This window comes from Geminicoccus roseus DSM 18922, from assembly GCF_000427665.1.
Lineage (GTDB): Bacteria > Pseudomonadota > Alphaproteobacteria > Geminicoccales > Geminicoccaceae > Geminicoccus > Geminicoccus roseus.
In genome coordinates this window covers 116757-132996 of record NZ_KE386572.1, presented here as the reverse complement: position 1 = coordinate 132996, position 16240 = coordinate 116757, and the positions used below count along the sequence as shown (strand labels likewise).

General features: G+C 69.5%; 15 protein-coding genes. 7 read left to right on the top strand and 8 right to left on the bottom strand.

Annotated elements, in window-relative coordinates:
- Positions 1–14: 14 nt before the first annotated feature.
- Complete coding sequence (locus tag GEMRO_RS0101970) at positions 15–1037, top strand: ABC transporter permease (protein ID WP_157505420.1); 1023 nt, start codon at positions 15–17, stop codon at positions 1035–1037.
- A gap of 86 nt (positions 1038–1123) precedes the next feature.
- The gene (locus GEMRO_RS0101965; protein WP_027132668.1) at positions 1124–2215 is read left to right on the top strand and encodes an AbrB family transcriptional regulator; all 1092 of its coding nucleotides are present in this window, start codon (positions 1124–1126) and stop codon (positions 2213–2215) included.
- 63 nt (positions 2216–2278) lie between these two features.
- Here the strand turns inward: GEMRO_RS0101965 and GEMRO_RS32250 are convergent, their stop codons facing one another.
- Positions 2279–2620, bottom strand: coding sequence for a hypothetical protein (locus tag GEMRO_RS32250; RefSeq protein WP_051328584.1), 342 nt, complete (start codon positions 2618–2620; stop codon positions 2279–2281).
- A 387-nt stretch (positions 2621–3007) separates the two neighbouring features.
- On the opposite strand from GEMRO_RS32250, the gene GEMRO_RS27000 reads away from it, so the two are divergent.
- Positions 3008–4117: an alpha/beta hydrolase gene (locus GEMRO_RS27000; protein ID WP_035484606.1), complete on the top strand. Its 1110-nt coding sequence runs from the start codon at positions 3008–3010 to the stop codon at positions 4115–4117.
- A 16-nt stretch (positions 4118–4133) separates the two neighbouring features.
- Here the strand turns inward: GEMRO_RS27000 and GEMRO_RS0101950 are convergent, their stop codons facing one another.
- The 6 genes from GEMRO_RS0101950 to GEMRO_RS0101925 all read right to left on the bottom strand — a co-directional run bounded on the left by GEMRO_RS0101950 (position 4134) and on the right by GEMRO_RS0101925 (position 9346).
- Positions 4134–4637, bottom strand: coding sequence for a GNAT family N-acetyltransferase (locus GEMRO_RS0101950; RefSeq protein WP_027132667.1), 504 nt, complete (start codon positions 4635–4637; stop codon positions 4134–4136).
- A 13-nt stretch (positions 4638–4650) separates the two neighbouring features.
- The gene (hslU, locus tag GEMRO_RS0101945) at positions 4651–5958 is read right to left on the bottom strand and encodes an ATP-dependent protease ATPase subunit HslU (RefSeq protein WP_027132666.1); all 1308 of its coding nucleotides are present in this window, start codon (positions 5956–5958) and stop codon (positions 4651–4653) included.
- Entirely contained in the window at positions 5955–6500 is a 546-nt protein-coding gene (gene hslV, locus GEMRO_RS0101940; protein WP_027132665.1) for an ATP-dependent protease subunit HslV, read from the bottom strand. The genes hslU and hslV overlap by 4 nt, the downstream gene beginning before the upstream one ends.
- A gap of 152 nt (positions 6501–6652) precedes the next feature.
- Positions 6653–6898 carry a hypothetical protein gene (locus GEMRO_RS0101935; protein ID WP_027132664.1) on the bottom strand — a complete coding sequence of 82 codons (246 nt, stop codon included), beginning with the start codon at positions 6896–6898 and terminating at the stop codon, positions 6653–6655.
- Positions 6899–7235: 337 nt separating this feature from the next.
- On the bottom strand, positions 7236–8237 hold the full coding sequence (locus GEMRO_RS0101930) for an ABC transporter permease (protein ID WP_035484604.1): 1002 nt from the start codon (positions 8235–8237) through the stop codon (positions 7236–7238).
- 86 nt (positions 8238–8323) lie between these two features.
- Positions 8324–9346, bottom strand: a complete 1023-nt coding sequence (locus GEMRO_RS0101925) for a sugar ABC transporter substrate-binding protein (protein ID WP_205624876.1) — start codon at positions 9344–9346, stop codon at positions 8324–8326.
- Positions 9347–9509: 163 nt separating this feature from the next.
- Between GEMRO_RS0101925 and GEMRO_RS0101920 the strand changes: the two genes are divergently transcribed.
- The 3 genes from GEMRO_RS0101920 to GEMRO_RS26995 all read left to right on the top strand — a co-directional run bounded on the left by GEMRO_RS0101920 (position 9510) and on the right by GEMRO_RS26995 (position 13269).
- Complete coding sequence (locus tag GEMRO_RS0101920; protein WP_027132661.1) at positions 9510–11492, top strand: oxidoreductase; 1983 nt, start codon at positions 9510–9512, stop codon at positions 11490–11492.
- Positions 11489–12433, top strand: a complete 945-nt coding sequence (locus tag GEMRO_RS0101915) for a hypothetical protein (RefSeq protein ID WP_027132660.1) — start codon at positions 11489–11491, stop codon at positions 12431–12433. The genes GEMRO_RS0101920 and GEMRO_RS0101915 overlap by 4 nt, the downstream gene beginning before the upstream one ends.
- 113 nt (positions 12434–12546) lie before the next feature.
- The gene (locus tag GEMRO_RS26995; protein ID WP_051328583.1) at positions 12547–13269 is read left to right on the top strand and encodes a FadR/GntR family transcriptional regulator; all 723 of its coding nucleotides are present in this window, start codon (positions 12547–12549) and stop codon (positions 13267–13269) included.
- On the opposite strand, the gene GEMRO_RS0101905 is transcribed toward GEMRO_RS26995, so the two are convergent.
- Entirely contained in the window at positions 13270–14037 is a 768-nt protein-coding gene (locus GEMRO_RS0101905; protein ID WP_027132659.1) for an ATP-binding cassette domain-containing protein, read from the bottom strand. It lies immediately after the preceding gene.
- Between the two features lie 313 nt (positions 14038–14350).
- On the opposite strand from GEMRO_RS0101905, the gene ilvD reads away from it, so the two are divergent.
- Positions 14351–16216 (top strand): dihydroxy-acid dehydratase, encoded by a 1866-nt coding sequence (ilvD, locus tag GEMRO_RS0101900; protein WP_027132658.1) that lies wholly within the window; start codon positions 14351–14353, stop codon positions 16214–16216.
- Positions 16217–16240 lie beyond the last annotated feature (24 nt).

Here is a 16240-nt window from a genome sequence, read left to right as displayed (position 1 = left end):
GAAAGTCAGACCTGATGAATGCTGATGTGGCGAAAGCGGCCGGGGACGGGTCCGGCGGGATCGGCCGGTGGCTGGCCGGGCACCTGACCAACCTGGCGCCCCTGGTGACGCTCCTGTTCCTGTGCCTGGTGTTCAGCCTGATGGCGCCGTCCTTCGCGACGGTGGACAATCTCGGCAACATCATGCGCCAGGTCTCGATCACCGCGATCATCGCGACCGGGCTGACCTTCGTGATCCTGACCGCCGAGATCGACCTGTCGGTGGCGAGCATCGCCAACGCGGTCGGCATCGTGGTGGCCTATTTCACCCTCCAGGAAACTTACGTGAACATCGCCAACGTGCCGGTGCCGGGCGCGGTGGCGATCATGTTCGCGCTCCTGGCGGCGTTCGCGCTGGGTGCCGTCAACGCGGTGGGTGTCACCATCATCGGCATCCCGTCCTTCATCATGACGCTCGCCATGATGCAGATCGGCGCTGGCATCTCCGCCATGCTGGTGCGCGGCCAGATCGCCTACGCCATCCCGGACCCGGTGCGCTTCCTGGGCTCCGGCACGATCGGGCCGTTCCCGTCGATCGTGGTGGTAGCCTGCCTGTTCCTTCTGGTCGGCCACCTGGTGCTCACCTACACGCGATTCGGCCGCTACGTGTACATGGTCGGCGGCAACCGCGAGGCGGCCGAGTTCTCCGGCGTCAACGTCAAGCTGGTGATCGCCGCGGTGATGATCATCTCGGCGGTGTGCTGCGGCGTCGCCGGCATGCTGGGTGTCGCCTATTACGGCAGCGCGCAGCAGAACGAGTTCGACGACTACCTGCTCGATTCGATCGCGGCGGTGGTGGTGGGCGGCACCAGCCTGTTCGGCGGGCAGGGCGGCATCCCCAACACCATCCTGGGCCTGCTGGTCCTGGGTGTGCTCAACAACGGCCTGGACCATATCGACATCGACAGCTTCCTGAAGGTGCTGATCCGCGGCCTGATCCTGCTCCTGGCCCTGGTGATCAACGTCTACGCCCAGCGGCTGCGCAACCGGGCGGCCTGAACCGGGCGGCGGCCTGGCGGTTGCCCCGGGCGGGTTCCGGGTGCATGGGAGGCGGGCTCCCTCCTTCGCGCGCCTAGGATCGATCCTTGTCACCCGCAGCTCCCGGGCGCCTCGCGCGCCTTCCGGCCGCCGCCCAGTGGTCGCTCCTGCTGATCCTGTCCGCACTGGTGGCGGCGCTGCTGGAGGGCGGCGGCCTGCCGGCGGCCATGCTGCTGGGGCCGATGCTGGCCGGGATCCTGTTCGGGGTGAACGGCGCCAGCGTGCAGGTGCCGAAGCTGCCCTACCTGGCGGCGCAAGGGGTGATCGGCTGCCTGATCGCCGCGGCGATCAGCGGCGAGATCCTGGGCACCTTCGCCGCACGCTGGCCCCTAATTCTGTCGGTGGTGCTGCTGGTGGTGGCGGCCAGCAGCCTGCTCGGCTGGGTGCTGAGCCGGCGGCAGATCCTGCCCGGCACCACCGCGGTCTGGGGCTCCTCGCCCGGCGCCGCCTCCGCCATGATGCTGATGGCCGACGCCTATGGCGCCGACGCTCGGCTGGTCGCCTTCATGCAATATCTGCGGGTGGTGTTCGTCGCGGTCAGCGCGTCGCTGGTGGCGAGGCTGTGGGTCGATGTCGCGGACGCGCCGCTGCCCGCGATCGTCTGGTTCCCGCCCATCGACCCGCTGCCGTTCGGCCAGACGCTGCTGCTGGCGGTCGGCGGGGCCCTGCTCGGGCAGAAGCTGCGGATCCCGGCCGGCGCCCTGCTCCTGCCCATGCTGGCGGGGGCGGCGCTGCATCTGGCCGGGCTGATGGAGTTCCAGCTGCCGGAATGGCTTTTGGCCGGCAGCTATGCGCTGCTCGGCTGGTGGATCGGATTGGGCTTCCGGCGCCCGATCCTTCTGCACGCGGCCCGCGCGCTGCCGCAGGTCACGCTGTCGATCCTGACCCTGATGGCGTTCGCCGGGGTCCTGGCCTTTGCCCTGACGGAACTGGCCGGGATCGACCCGCTCACCGCCTATCTCGCCACCAGTCCGGGTGGCCTGGATGCCATGGCGGTGATTGCCGCCTCCAGCGATGTCGACCTGCCGTTCGTGATGGCGCTGCAGACCGTGCGGTTCGTGTTCGTCCTGCTGACCGGGCCGGTGCTCGCGAAGTTCATCGCGGACCGGCTGCAGCCGGCGACCCCGGATCTGCGGTGAGAATGGCCCGCGGGCTGCCTGGGCCGGGTTGTCCCGGTCCGGCAGCCCACGTCGGCTTGGGGCTCACTCCTCGGCGTTGACGCATTCCTCGTCGGTCGTGGCGGTCGGGCCGACGCAGCGGGGGTCGTCCAAGGCCTGCGGGGTGGCCGGGTCGGCCGGCGCGGTGACCGCGTTCGGGCCGGCATTGTCGCCGCCGCGGGATTCCGAATCGAGGCTGCCGCCCGCGGTCGAGCCGGCATCGGCGCCGCCGCCAGTCTGGCCCGCCGCGCCGGGGCCCGCGGTGCTGCCGCCGCGCGACGAATCAGCCTGCGAGCCGCCCGCGGTCGCTCCAGATTCCTGGGCAAAGGCGTAAGCCGGAAGGCCCAGAAGGGCCACGGCCGCCGTCGTCATCAGGAACTTGCGCATCTTGTGTCTCCCGTGGGTGATTACTCACCGGTGAAATGATGATGATCCTCTGGACAGTAACCGCGCCAGATGAGGCTGGCTTTCTGCCGCTGCACCCCGAAAAAACCGAGCAGAGTTACAAACGTTCCATGATATGTTTTCCATTTTTCGCACGTGGATAGGCGGGCTCCACGAGCCGCGGCAACCGTGTGGGTAGATGCCGATCCTGGGGCACCTCTCCAGGGAAGATACAGACCTGGTGGATACACTTCTTCTACTTCATCAACGCCAGTGAATCCGCCAATGCTCCCGTCGGAACCCGTCCGCCAGCCGCCTTGTTCAGGACAAGAATGGCCCGCTCCGGCAAGGACCGGGCGGCGGGACGCCTTGCGGGGAAGCGAACGAGCAATGATCGAACCACATTCCGGGCGGATCCGCGCAGCACTGCTCGCCACGGCCGCAGTCCTGGTGCTGGCCAGCTGCGCCCGGCAGCCGCCGGCAGGATCCACCGTCGTCCCGGAACCGCCCGCCGAGGCTGCCGCCGCCACGATGGAGCGCGCCGATGCCGACATGGCGGCCGTGCTGGACGCGCTGGCCAGCCTGGGCGGCAAGCCGATCGAGACGCTGTCCGCCACGGAGGCCCGCGCCCAGCCGACCCCGGCCGATGCGGTGAAGCTTGTCATGAGCCGCCAGGGCATCCAGCCGCCGGAGCAGGTCGCCAGTGCGACGGACCGGACCATCAACGGCGAGGGCGGCGAGATCCCGATCCGGATCTACACGCCCGAGGGCCAGGGCCCGTTCCCGGTGATCGTGTACTACCATGGCGGCGGCTGGGTGATCGCCGACCTCGACACCTATGACGCCTCGGCGCGCGCACTGGCGCGGGAGGCGGGCGCCATCGTGGTGGCCTCGCACTACCGGCAGGGCCCGGAGCACAAGTTCCCGGCCGCCCACGACGATGCGTTCCGCGCCTATCAGTGGACCGTGGCGAACGCGATGGCGCTGGGCGGCGATCCCGACAAGATCGCGGTGGCGGGCGAGAGTGCTGGCGGCAACATGGCCACTGCCGTGTCCTTGCGCGCCCGCGACACCGGCATCACCCAGCCGGTCCACGAACTGCTGATCTACCCGGTGGCAGGCAGCGACATGAACACCGCCTCCTACCAGGAGAACGCCGACGCCAAGCCGTTGAACAAGCCGATGATGGCGTGGTTCATGCAGCAATACCTGAACCCGGGCGATGCGCAGGACCCCCGGATCAACCTGGTTGAGGCCGATCTCGGCGGCCTGCCGCCCACCACCATCATCGGCGCGCAGATCGACCCGCTGCGCTCGGAAGGCCAGGCTCTGGCCGAGCGGCTGGAGGCGGCCGGCGTGCCGGTGGCCTACCGGGTCTATGACGGCGTGACCCACGAGTTCTTCGGGATGGGGGCGGTGGTCGACGACGCAAGGGATGCCCAGGAATTCGCCGGGGCCCGGCTGAAGGCGAGCTTTGCCGACGCGGCTCCCGGCGGCTGAGCCGCCGGCGCGCTGATCAGGCAAGCGCCAGGCGCATGGCGCAGCGGCGGGCGGGATCCAGGCCATGGTCCGCCTCGCCGGCCAGGCGCGCCTGCAGCGCTGGCGGCGGCGCATCGAGCAGCCGGAAGCCGAAGCGGCGGTAGAACGGCGCGTTCCAGGCGATGGTCCGGTCGGTGGTGAGGGCGACGCCGGCCAGGCCCCGCGCCCGGGCGGCCTGCACCGCCGCCTCGAGCAGGCGGCGGCCGAGCCCCTGGCCCTGCCGGTCCAGCGCCACCGACACCTCCTCGACGAACAGGTCGCCGGCAAGCTCGGACGCCATCAGGAAGCCGGCCGGCCGGCTGCCAACCGTGGCGACCCAGAGAAGTCGCTCGTCCAGGGCCTGCCGCAGCCGGTCCGGCGCGGTGACCGGCGCCTCGACCACCCAGGCCATGTGGGTGCCGGCAAAGCGCCTGGCGGCGGAGCGCTCGACCGCCGCCAGTTCCGGAAGATCGGCGGCGCTGCCGGGACGGACCTCCGTCACCGCCGGGCGGGTGTCACAGGATGAAGCGCGACAGGTCGTGGCTGCCGAGCAGGGAGCCGACCTTGTCGTGCACCAGTTCGGCGTCGACCTTGACCGTCTGGCCGCCCATGTCGGTGGCGCTGAAGCTGACGTCCTCCAGCAGCTTCTCCATCACGGTCTGCAGGCGGCGGGCGCCGATGTTCTCGACCCGCCGGTTGATGTCGTCGGCGAGCCTGGAGATCGCGTCGATGGAATCCTCGCCGAACTCCAGCGTCACGTTCTCGGTAGCCAGCAGCGCCACGTACTGGCGGATCAGGCTGGCTTCCGGCTCCACCAGGATCCGGCGCAGGTCCGCCTCGCTGAGTGGCTCCAGCTCGACCCGGATCGGCAAACGGCCCTGCAGTTCCGGCAGGAGGTCGGACGGCTTGGTCAGGTGGAACGCGCCAGAGGTGATGAACAGGATGTGCTCGGTGCGGACCATGCCATGCTTGGTCGCCACCGAGGTGCCTTCCACAATCGGCAGGAGGTCGCGCTGCACGCCCTCGCGGCTGACATCGCCGGTCTTGCCCTCGCGCGAGGTGATCTTGTCGATCTCGTCCACGAAGACGATGCCGTTCTCCTCGGCCGCCTTGATCCCGGCGCGGGTGACGACCTCGGGGTCGAGCAGCTTGTCGCTCTCCTCGGCCATCAGCACGTCGTAGGACTGGGCGATGGTCATCTTGCGGCGGCGGGTGCGGCCGCCCAGGGCCTTGCCCAGCATGTCGCCGAGATTGACCATGCCCATCTGGGCGCCCTGCATGCCCGGGATATCGAACATCGGCATGCCGGCACCGGCCTGCTCGGCGACGTCGATCTCGATCTCCTTCTCGCTGAACTGGCCGTCGCGCAGCCGCTTGCGGAAGGATTCGCGGGTGTCCTTGGAAGCCTGGGGACCCACCAGCGCGTCCAGGACCCGGTCCTCGGCGGCAGCCTCGGCCTTGGCGGCGACCTCGCGGCGCATCCGCTCGCGGGTCTCCTTGATCGCGATCTCGACCAGGTCGCGGATGATGCTTTCCACGTCCCGGCCGACATAGCCGACCTCGGTGAACTTGGTCGCCTCGACCTTGAGGAAGGGTGCTTGCGCCAGCCGCGCCAGGCGGCGGGCGATCTCGGTCTTGCCGCAGCCGGTCGGGCCGATCATCAGGATGTTCTTGGGCAGAACCTCCTCGCGCAGATGCTCGTCGATCTGCTGCCGGCGCCAGCGGTTGCGCAGCGCGATCGCCACGGCCCGCTTGGCGGCGTGCTGGCCGACGATGAAACGGTCGAGTTCCGAGACGATTTCCCGGGGGGTCAGCGCGGTCATGACAGGTCGAGCTTTTCGAGGGTGATCTGTTGGTTGGTGTAGACGCAGATGTCGGCGGCGATGCCCATGGCCCGCCTGGCGATCGTCTCCGCGTCCAGGCCGTCGACCGGCAGCAGGGCGCGCGCCGCGGCCAGCGCGTAGCTGCCGCCGGAGCCGATGCCGATCACGCCGAACTCCGGCTCCAGGACATCGCCCTGGCCGGTGAGCACCAGCGACACGTCCTTGTCGGCCACCGCCATCATCGCTTCCAGCCGCCGCAGGTAGCGGTCGGTGCGCCAGTCCTTGGCAAGCTCCACGCAGGCCCGCGCCAGCTGGCCCGGATGGCGCTCCAGCTTGCCTTCCAGCCGCTCCAGGAGGGCGAACGCATCGGCGGTGGCGCCGGCGAATCCAGCCAGGATATGGCCGTCACCGACCCGGCGTAGCTTCTTGGCGTTCCCCTTGACCACGGTCTGGCCGAGCGACACCTGGCCGTCCCCGGCCATGACCACCGTCGAGCCCTTGCGCACGCACAAAATCGTCGTGCCGTGCCAACTCTCCGTCAATGCATCGCCCCTTTGCCAACCTCGAAGCGCTTCAGGTGGGTGATCCGCACGGTTTGCGCAACGGGTTTAGGCAGGACATCGGGCGGGAAAGCGCCGGCGGCGCCGACCTGCCCGGCCGCAACAGGCCGGGAGGTCGCCGCCGGTCAGATCGGTCAGTCGTTGTCGTTCGCGTGGGACAGCTCGAGATCGGCCACCGCCGAGGCCAGGCCGCGCAATGCTGCCACCAGCGCGCCCTCGTCGCGCATGCGGAACGCGGCGCTGGTCAGCACGGCGGCGCTGACCACCGCGTCATGGATGGTGTCGGTGGCGAAGCCGACCCAGGACGAGGCGGTGGCCTCGGACAGTCCAAGCAGCTGGGGCTGCTCGACACGGTCGGCCAAGGCGCTGAAGTTGCTCATCGAAGTCCCCCATGAACAATCGGCGGGTGGACCCTGCCACTGGTGGGACAGGGGACCACGTCGTCTTCAAGCGGGAAGATACATCTGTGGTTGAATTAGAAACAATAGGTATCGCCTATCACGCGGAACCTGCGCCGGCGCAGCAAGTTGTGGGTTGTCGGCGACGCTAAGATTGATCGAATTTTCTGCAACTGATCTTGGATCGAAAAAAACGCCGACGATCCACCTGCCTGGAGGGATCGGGTAACATCGCTCGAATGCGGTGGAATTCCTTGAAGCCAGCCTGCCGCTGCCCAGGTTTCCATGGGTGTGGCGGAATGTCGCATCCAGGCGTGGCCTAGCCCAGGCGCTTGGCGATCTCGGTCTTGACCCCGTCCAGCATCACCGCCACCAGCATCAGCCCGCCGCGAATCACCTGCATGTAGCTGGCATCCAGGCCCATCACGTTGATCGCGGTGTCGATGGTGGACAGGAGCAGCACGCCGGCGAACACGCCGGAGAGCTGGCCGACCCCGCCGCGCAGGGACACGCCGCCGATCACCACGGCCGCGAAGGCCTCGAACAGCATGCCGACCCCTAGATTGGGCGTGGCGCCGTTGGTGCGCGCGGCCAGGAGCCAGCCGGCAAACGCGGCGACGATGCCGGACAGGATGAACACCCCGAACAGCACCTTGTCGACGTCGATCCCGGCCCGGAACGGCGCCACCGGGTTGCCGCCCACCAGGTAGACCCGCCGGCCGAACAGGGAGCCCTTCAGGATCTGGCCGAACGCCAGGTAGGTGACGATGGTGATCACCACCAGCAGCGGCAGGCCGAACAGCTCGGTGTTCGCCACAGCCCGGAAGTCGTCGGGCAGGCCGTAGATCGAGCGCCCGCCGGTGAGGATCAGGCCGAGGCCGCGGATCGCGATATAGGTGGCCAGCGTGACCACGAAGGCGTTCAGCCTCATCTTCACGATCAGGACCGCGTTGAACAGGCCGGCCAGCCCGCCGAAGCCCAGCACGATCAGCAAGGACAGCCAGGTGTTGACCTGGAAGGCGAAGGGCGAGCCGCGGGCGGCGGTCAGGCCTGCGGCCAGCATCGCCCCGAACGCCATGACGCTCTCGATCGAGAGGTCCATGTGGCCGGCGATCACGCAGAACGCCAGGCCCAGCGCCAGGAGCCCGACATAGGTCGCGTGCTGGGCGATGTTGATGAAGATGCCGATCTGGAAGAAATGCTCGATGGAAAGCGAGCAGATCAGGAGGATGGCGGCCAGGATGAACCAGACCAGATGGTCCAGCACCAGCTTGACCGCCCGGATGCGGCCGGCCGAGGGGGCCGAGGAAACAGCGATCATGGGGTCCAGATCTCGATCTTGCGGTCCATAAGGGCCTCCCGGCGCCCGGCCCGCTGGAGCGCGGCGCCGGGAGGCGATCGAGCCGGTTACTTCACCACGTCGACCGGGACGCTCGGGAACTTCAGGTTGCCCCAGAAGCGCGGGTCGTCGACGTTCTCCTTGGTGATCGCCGCGCCCGGGATCTTCAGGTTCGGGCCCCAGTCCTCGTCGGTGAGCGTCGCCTTCAGCCCGATCACGTCGTAGGTGCCGGGCTCCAGCTTCTCGCCGGCCATGATTTTGTCGATGAACATGGCGAGGCCATAGACCTGGGCGTAGGTGGGCTGCTCGACCTCGACCTGCTGCCAGCCGGCCCGGATGTTGTCGAGGCCGACCGGGGCGCCGTTGGAGGCCATCAGCATCATGTCGCCGGGCTTCATGCCCTTGGCTTCCATGATCGAGACGATCGGCACGGTCAGGTGCGCGGCGTGGGCGAATACCAGGTCGATGTCCTGGGTGACCAGGAGCTGGTCCTCGAACGCCCGCCCGGCATTGGTCGGCTCCCAGAGCAGCGCCGCCTTGGAGATGATCTCCACCTCGGGCGCCTTCTCGGCCATCACCGCCTCGAAGCCCTTCTGGATGTCGAGGGTGTAGGCGTCGCCCGGATCGCCCAGGATCTGCAGGACCTTGCCCTTGGCCGAGCCGTGCCGCTCGGTCAGCAGCCGGATCGCCTCGTTGGCGGCGATCTCGCCGATCTCCACCGTGCCGGCGACCGAGGTCAGGTCGAACTCGGTGGTGGTGATCAGCCGGTCGAAATTGAGCACCTTGATGCCGGCGGCGCGCGCCTTCTCGATGCCGGGCACGATCGAATCGAACGCCACCGCGTTCATGATCACCGCGTCGGGCTTGGTGTTGATCATGTCCTCGAGCTGCGAGAGCTGGCGCGACGCGTCGTTCTGCGCGTCGATCGAGGTGACCTCGTAGCCAAGCGAGGTGAACACCGATTCCACCGCCTTCTGGCTCTCGGTCTGGAACTCGTCCAGGAGGGTCGGGATCATGTAGACGATCTTGCCCTTGCTCTGCGCGAAGGCAGGGCGGGCGGCGGTCAAGGCGGCAGCCGCGGATAGCAGCATGCCGACGTCACGACGGCTCAGACGCATCGATGGTCCCCCCTGGGAAATGATGCTGGACCGGCGGATCGAACGATCGGATCTGGGCATAGTCAAGCGGCAGGGCTTGTGGCGGGCCAGATCGTCCTGCACGCTCCCTGCGGTCGCAGTTCCAGGAAGACGGCCCATGTTCCCGCGCCTGTTCGAGCCGCTCACGATCCGCAGCTGCACCCTGAAGAACCGGATCGTCTTCGGCGCCCATACCAACAACATGGCCGAGGACGGGCTGCCTTCGGCGCGCACCATCGGATATTACGAGGAACGCGCCCGGGGCGGGGCCGGGATGATCGTGGTCGAGCCGGTGCCGGTCCATGCGACGGCGGTGCTGACCCGGGGCAACTATCTTGCCGACGACGACCGGGTGGTGCCGGCCTTCCAGCGCCTGGTGGCGGCCTGCAAGCCGCACGGCCCGGTGATGATCCAGCAACTCTACCATGTCGGCGCCCATGGCGATGCCGACAACAGCTTCGCGCCGAACTGGTCGCCATCGGGCGCGCCCTCCTTCCACGACGCCGACGGCAGCCATGCGATGACCCTGGCGGAGATCCGGGAGGTCCAGTCGGGCTTCGTGCGCTGCGCCGTGCGCGCCAGGGCCGCCGGGTTCGACGGGATCGAGCTGTTCGCCGCCTACAACGCCCTGATCGACCAGTTCTGGACGCCGCTCACCAACCGCCGCACCGACGAGTTCGGCGGCAGCTTCGGAAACCGGATGCGGTTTTCCGGCGAGCTGTGCGGCCGCATCCGCGAGGCCTGCGGCGAGGATTTCGTGATCGGGCTGGCGGTCTCGGCCGATCCGGGCACGCCCGGCTGCCTCGGCCTGGACGAGCTGAAGGCGGTGGTGGCCTGGCACGACGAGCGCCGCCTGGTCGACTACGTGACCTGCGGGACCGGCAGCTATTTCGACTTCGCCAGCATCATCCCGACCTCGCCCTATCCCGACCGGCTGGGCGCGCCGTTCGCCGCGGAACTGAAGCAGGTGGTGCGGCATGCAAGGGTGCAGGCGGAAAGCCGGATCACCACCCCTGAGGACGCCGAGGCCCTGCTGGAGGCGGGCGGCGCCGACATGGTCAGCATCGTGCGCGGCCAGATCGCCGATCCCTGGCTGGCGGCCAAGGCAGCGGCCGGCCGCCCGGACACGGTCCGGCCCTGCATCGCCTGCAACCAGCTGTGCTGGGGCCGGCGCTCGCGCGACTACTGGATTTCCTGCCTGGTGAACCCCTCGGCCGGGCGGGAGTTCGCCTGGAACGGCGACCGGTTCGAGCGGGCGGCGCGGCCGCGCCGGGTCCTGGTGGTTGGGGGAGGGCCGGCCGGGCTGGAGACCGCGCGGGTGGCGGCCGAGCGCGGCCACCATGTGGTCCTGATCGAGCAGAACAGCGAGCTTGGCGGGCGCTTCCGCCTGGCCGCCCGCCAGCCGGCCCGGGAGAAGATCGGCAAGCTGTTGAACTGGTACCGCAACCGGCTGGAGGAGCTTCAGGTCGAGATCCGCCTGGGCGTCCGGGCCGGCCCGGTCGAGCTGGAGGGCTTCGACGAGGTGGTGATCGCCACCGGCGCCAGGCCCGCCCGGGACGGCTACCAGCGCGCCTTCCCGGACCGGCTGCGCCTGGAGGGGGTGGACCGGCCGGACGTGCTGGATGTCGAGGACGTGCTGGAGGATGCGCCGGAGCGGCAGCTGGCAATCGGCGAGCGGGTTTTGGTGCTGGACGATTTGAGCAACTGGCGGGCGATCGGCACCGCCATCCTGCTGCAGGAGCGCGGTCACCAGGTGACAATCGCCAGCGCCGATGGCGAGATCGCCCGCGGCCTCGCCCACAGCACCGCCGACGGGCCGCTGCGCCGCCGCCTGGTGCAGGCCGGAGGCCGGCTGCAGCCCTACACGGCCCTGGATGCCTGGCTTGGCGGGCAGGCGCGGCTGCGCGACATGCTGTCCGGCGAGCTCCGCCTGGAGCCGTTCGACACGCTGGTGCTGGCGACCACGCCGGTGGCCGACGACCGGCTGATGCAGGAGGTGTCGGCCACGGGCGGCCAGGCGATCCTGATCGGCGACGCGGTCGCCTCCAGGCGGGCCAGCCTGGCCTTCTACGAGGGCCGGCGCACGGGGCTTGCCTTATGAGGACGGTCGATTTCGCCACCGCCATGGAGCGGCTGGACGAGCCGGGTCTGATCCAGGCGCTGCGCGCCATGTATCGCGAAGGCGTCGACCGGGTCGAGCGGCTGCACCTGGCGGAGCCGACGGCCGAGGGGGCCAATGACTGGCTGCTGCTCCCCTCCTGGCGCTTCGGCCGGCATTTCGGTGCCAAGCTGGTCTCGGTGTTCCCGGCCAATCCCGCCAATGGCCTGGAGGCGGTGCAGGGCATCTACGCCCTGTTCGACGGCAGCAGCGGCGTGCCGGTCCTGGTGGTGGACGGGGCGGCGCTGACGCTGAAGAAGACCGCCTGCAACTCAGCGCTCGCTGCCGACCTGCTCGCCCGCCCGGATGCCGCCACGCTGCTGGTGCTGGGCAGCGGCGCGCTGGCCGGCTGGCTGGTGCGGGCCCATCGCAGCGTGCGGCCCTATAGCCAGGTGCTTTGGTGGGGGCGGGATGCCCGCAAGACCGAGGCGGCGATCGCGACCTGCGGGATGACCGGCATCACCCAGGTGGCCCCGGACCGGCTGGACGGCGCCGTCGCGGAGGCGGACGTGATCAGCTGCGCCACCCGCGCCGCGGTCCCGCTGGTCAAGGGCCGGCTCCTGAAGCCCGGCGCGCACCTGGACCTGGTCGGCGGCTATCTCGCCGACATGCGCGAGGCCGACGACGCCGCGGCCGAGCGCGCCGCGCGGCACGTGGTGGACGCGCGCTTCACCACGGTGGGCGTCGTAGGCGACCTGATCCTGCCGATGCGGGCCGGGATCATCACCGAAAGCGCGCTGGTCGACCTGTTCGAGCTCTGCCGGGGCGTGCGGCCGGGACGGCTCGGCCCGGACGAGATCACCTGGTTCAAGTCGGGCGGGGGCGGCCATGCCGACCTGGCGACCGCGGCCTACCTGCAGGATGCGCTGGGCCGGGCAAGCTGATCCCGACCGGCCCGTTGCGTCGAAATGATGACGGTTTCATCCATCCGGCTTGACGAACCGGCGGCGCTGGCGATCACCTCTGGTCGATCAGGCGAGGTCGGGAACAAGGAAACATGGCGGGTGTGCGGGGCCAGGCGAAAGCGGCGGCCCTTTCGGCTCATCGGGTGGTCACCGAAGGCATCGGCCTCGGCATTCTGAAAGGCGAGTTCAAGATCGGCGAGCTCCTGCCCAGCCCGGAGGAGCTGGCCGACCGCTACAACGTCTCCCGCACCGTCCAGCGCGAGGCGTTCAAGACGCTGGCGGCCAAGGGACTGGTCGCGTCCAAGACCAAGGTCGGGACCTGGGTGACCCCGCCGAAATCCTGGAACATGTTCGACGCCGACCTCCTGGAATGGCGCACGCGGGTCGGCATGGATCCGGAGTTCATCGCCTCGCTGTTCGAGGTCCGCCGGGTGCTGGAACCGGAAGGCGCGGCCCTGGCGGCCCTTCGCCGGACGCCCGAGCAGCTCGAGCAGCTGCGGGAGATCGCTTTGGCGATGATGGCCTGCGCCGAGCTCGGCCGGTTCATCGAGCTGGACCTCTGCTTCCACCTCGCGGTGAGCGAGGCGTCCGGCAACCCGTTCCTGCAGTCGCTGGGCGGACTGATCGAGGCGGCCCTTGCCGCCGCCTTCACCCAGTCGACCCCGGTGGGGGAGGCGGAGCGGCTCGCCTCCGCAGGCCAGCACCTCGCGATCTTCCAGGCGATCGAGGCCGGCGACCCGGAGGCGGCGCGGCTGGCGATGACGGGGGTCATCGACACCGGGGCCCGCAACAGCCGGCACAAGCAGAACGGTTGATCAGGCGGCGGCCGGACGCCGGGTGAGGCTGGTGTCGCCGGTGATCAGCTCGATCAGCTCGTCGTGGGAGGTTTCTTCCCGCGTGCGCACCCCGGCGACCCGGCCCTGGCGGATCACCACCATCCGGTCGGCGACCTGGAGCGCGTGCAGGACGTTGTGGGTGATCACGATCACCGAGATGCCTTCCCGGCGCACCCGCTCGATCATCTCCAGGCCCTTGTGGGTCTGCTCGACGCCGAGAGCCGCGAACGGCTCGTCCAGCAGGACGAGCTTGCCGCCGAAATGGACGAAGCGGCAAAGCTCGATGGCCTGGCGCTGGCCGCCGGACAGGTTCTCGACCTTGGCGCGCACGTCGGGGATCTTGGTGCCGAGCCGGTCCAGGGCGGCGCGGGTGGTCTCCTCCATCTCCTTCTCGCGCAGCCATCGGATCCCGGCGACCTTGCGGGTCAGCTCGCGGCCCATGAAGAAATTGCCGACCACGTCGACATTGGGCGCCAGCGAGAGGTCCTGGTAGACGGTCTCGATCCCCAGCGCCTTGGCGCTGCCGGGCCCGTCCAAGGTCACCTCCTGGCCGTTCCAGACCAGCCGGCCGGAGGAGGGGGGCTGGGTGCCGGCGATGATCTTGATCAGGGTCGACTTGCCGGCGCCGTTGTCGCCCAGCAGGGCCACCACCTCGCCCGGCATCACCTCGAAGCTCACCTCGGCCAGCGCCGTCACCGCGCCGAAGCGGCGGGCGATGTGATCGACGACGAGCAGGGGCGTGGTCATGGCGGCTCCGGCGGGTGAGGGCGCGGCCGCGAGCCTAGCCGCATCGGAGAGAGCTTGGCGAGCCTCGCCAGAGTGCCATCAGGCGGGATGGGACCGCGGCGGCGGCCCGTTCTTCCATTTGTCATACATAGCGTGCCCGGCTAGGAAAGAGGCATCTGTCCTGTCGCACGAACCGAAGAGCGCCCGGAGCACCTCGCCCGACCTTCCCTGCCGCGGCAGGGGCCAGCGGACGAATGGTGTGTCATCCCAGGGACGTTCGCCCCTCCGGTGCGTATCGCCGGGTTCCGCAACCGCAGCATCACCAGGATCGTCGATGCCGACCTACCGCTCCCGTACGACCACCCATGGCCGCAACATGGCCGGCGCCCGCAGCCTCTGGCGCGCCACCGGCATGAAGGACGGGGATTTCGGCAAGCCGATCATCGCGATCGCCAACTCCTTCACCCAGTTCGTGCCCGGCCACGTCCACCTCAAGGACCTGGGCCAGCTGGTCGCCAAGGAGGTGCAGGCCGCCGGCGGCGTCGCCAAGGAGTTCAACACCATCGCGGTCGACGACGGCATCGCGATGGGCCATGACGGCATGCTCTACAGCCTGCCCTCGCGCGAGCTGATCGCGGATGCCGTCGAGTACATGGTCAACGCGCACTGCGCCGACGCGCTGGTCTGCATCAGCAATTGCGACAAGATCACGCCCGGCATGCTGATGGCGGCGATGCGCCTGAACATCCCGACCGTGTTCGTGTCCGGCGGCCCGATGGAGGCCGGCAAGATGGTGCACGGCACCACCAAGGCGCGCCGGGTCGACCTGATCTCGGCCATGGTGGTCGCTGCCGATTCCAGCGTCAGCGACGAGGAGACCCTGGCGGTCGAGCGCTCGGCCTGCCCGACCTGCGGCTCCTGCTCGGGCATGTTCACCGCCAACTCGATGAACTGCCTGACCGAGGCGCTGGGCCTGGCGCTGCCGGGCAACGGCAGCCTGCTGGCCACCCATGCCGATCGCCGCCGCCTGTTCGTGGAGGCCGGCTGGGTGGTCGTGGACCTGGCCAGGCGCTGGTACGAGCAGGACGACGCCACCGCCCTGCCGCGCACCATCGCCAGCTTCGAGGCGTTCGAGAACGCCATGTCGCTGGACATCGCGATGGGCGGGTCGACCAACACCGTGCTGCACCTCCTGGCGGCCGCCGAGGAGGGGCAGGTGCCGTTCACCATGGCCGACATCGACCGGTTGTCCCGGCGCGTGCCCAATCTGTGCAAGGTGTCGCCGTCCAAGACCGACGTGCACATGGAGGACGTCCACCGCGCCGGCGGCATCCTGGGCATCCTGGGCGAACTCGACCGCGCCGGGCTCCTGCACCGCGAGGTGCCGACCATCCACGCCACCACGCTCGGCCACGCGATCGCCCAGTGGGACGTGCGGGCACCCGGAAGGCGCGAGGAGGATGCGGCCGTCCAGCTGTTCAAGGCCGCACCGGGCGGCGTGCGCACCACCGAGGCGTTCAGCCAGGACAACCGCTACGAGGAACTGGACCTGGACCGGGAGAACGGCGTGGTCCGCGACGTCGAGCACGCCTTCAGCAAGGATGGCGGGCTGGCGGTGCTGTACGGCAACATCGCGCTGGACGGGGCGATCGTGAAGACCGCGGGCGTCGATCCGTCGGTGCTGGTGTTCGCCGGCCCGGCGCGGATCTTCGAGAGCCAGGACGCCGCGGTGTCCGCCATCCTCAGCGGCAAGATCCAGGCCGGCGACGTGGTGCTGATCCGCTACGAGGGGCCGAAGGGCGGGCCCGGCATGCAGGAGATGCTTTATCCGACCAGCTACCTGAAGTCGAAGGGGCTGGCCAAGGTCTGCGCGCTGGTCACCGACGGCCGCTTCTCCGGCGGCACCGCCGGCCTGTCGATCGGCCATATCTCGCCGGAAGCGGCCGAGGGCGGTGCGATCGGCCTGATCGAGGAGGGCGACCGGATCGAGATCGACATCCCCAACCGCAAGCTCGACGTCGCCTTGAGCGACGAGGAACTGGCGAAGCGGCGCGCCGCCATGGAGGCCAAGGGCGCGGCCGCCTGGCAGCCGGACCGCGAGCGGGTCGTCTCGCCGGCACTGCAGGCCTATGGGGCGCTGACCACCAGCGCTGCGCGCGGCGCGGTGCGCGACGTGACCCAGGTGCAGCGCCGGCGCTGAGGGCAGGCCCGGCCGGACGTTCCG

Coding starts and splice junctions, on each gene's coding strand:
- GEMRO_RS0101970 (WP_157505420.1), top strand. CDS start 15: ATGAATGCTGATGTGGCGAAAGCGGCCGGGGACGGGTCCGGCGGGATC.
- GEMRO_RS32250 (WP_051328584.1), bottom strand. CDS start 2,620: ATGCGCAAGTTCCTGATGACGACGGCGGCCGTGGCCCTTCTGGGCCTT.
- GEMRO_RS27000 (WP_035484606.1), top strand. CDS start 3,008: ATGATCGAACCACATTCCGGGCGGATCCGCGCAGCACTGCTCGCCACG.
- hslU (WP_027132666.1), bottom strand. CDS start 5,958: ATGACCGCGCTGACCCCCCGGGAAATCGTCTCGGAACTCGACCGTTTC.
- GEMRO_RS0101935 (WP_027132664.1), bottom strand. CDS start 6,898: ATGAGCAACTTCAGCGCCTTGGCCGACCGTGTCGAGCAGCCCCAGCTG.
- GEMRO_RS0101930 (WP_035484604.1), bottom strand. CDS start 8,237: ATGATCGCTGTTTCCTCGGCCCCCTCGGCCGGCCGCATCCGGGCGGTC.
- GEMRO_RS0101925 (WP_205624876.1), bottom strand. CDS start 9,346: ATGCTGCTATCCGCGGCTGCCGCCTTGACCGCCGCCCGCCCTGCCTTC.
- GEMRO_RS0101920 (WP_027132661.1), top strand. CDS start 9,510: ATGTTCCCGCGCCTGTTCGAGCCGCTCACGATCCGCAGCTGCACCCTG.
- GEMRO_RS0101915 (WP_027132660.1), top strand. CDS start 11,489: ATGAGGACGGTCGATTTCGCCACCGCCATGGAGCGGCTGGACGAGCCG.
- GEMRO_RS26995 (WP_051328583.1), top strand. CDS start 12,547: ATGGCGGGTGTGCGGGGCCAGGCGAAAGCGGCGGCCCTTTCGGCTCAT.
- GEMRO_RS0101905 (WP_027132659.1), bottom strand. CDS start 14,037: ATGACCACGCCCCTGCTCGTCGTCGATCACATCGCCCGCCGCTTCGGC.
- ilvD (WP_027132658.1), top strand. CDS start 14,351: ATGCCGACCTACCGCTCCCGTACGACCACCCATGGCCGCAACATGGCC.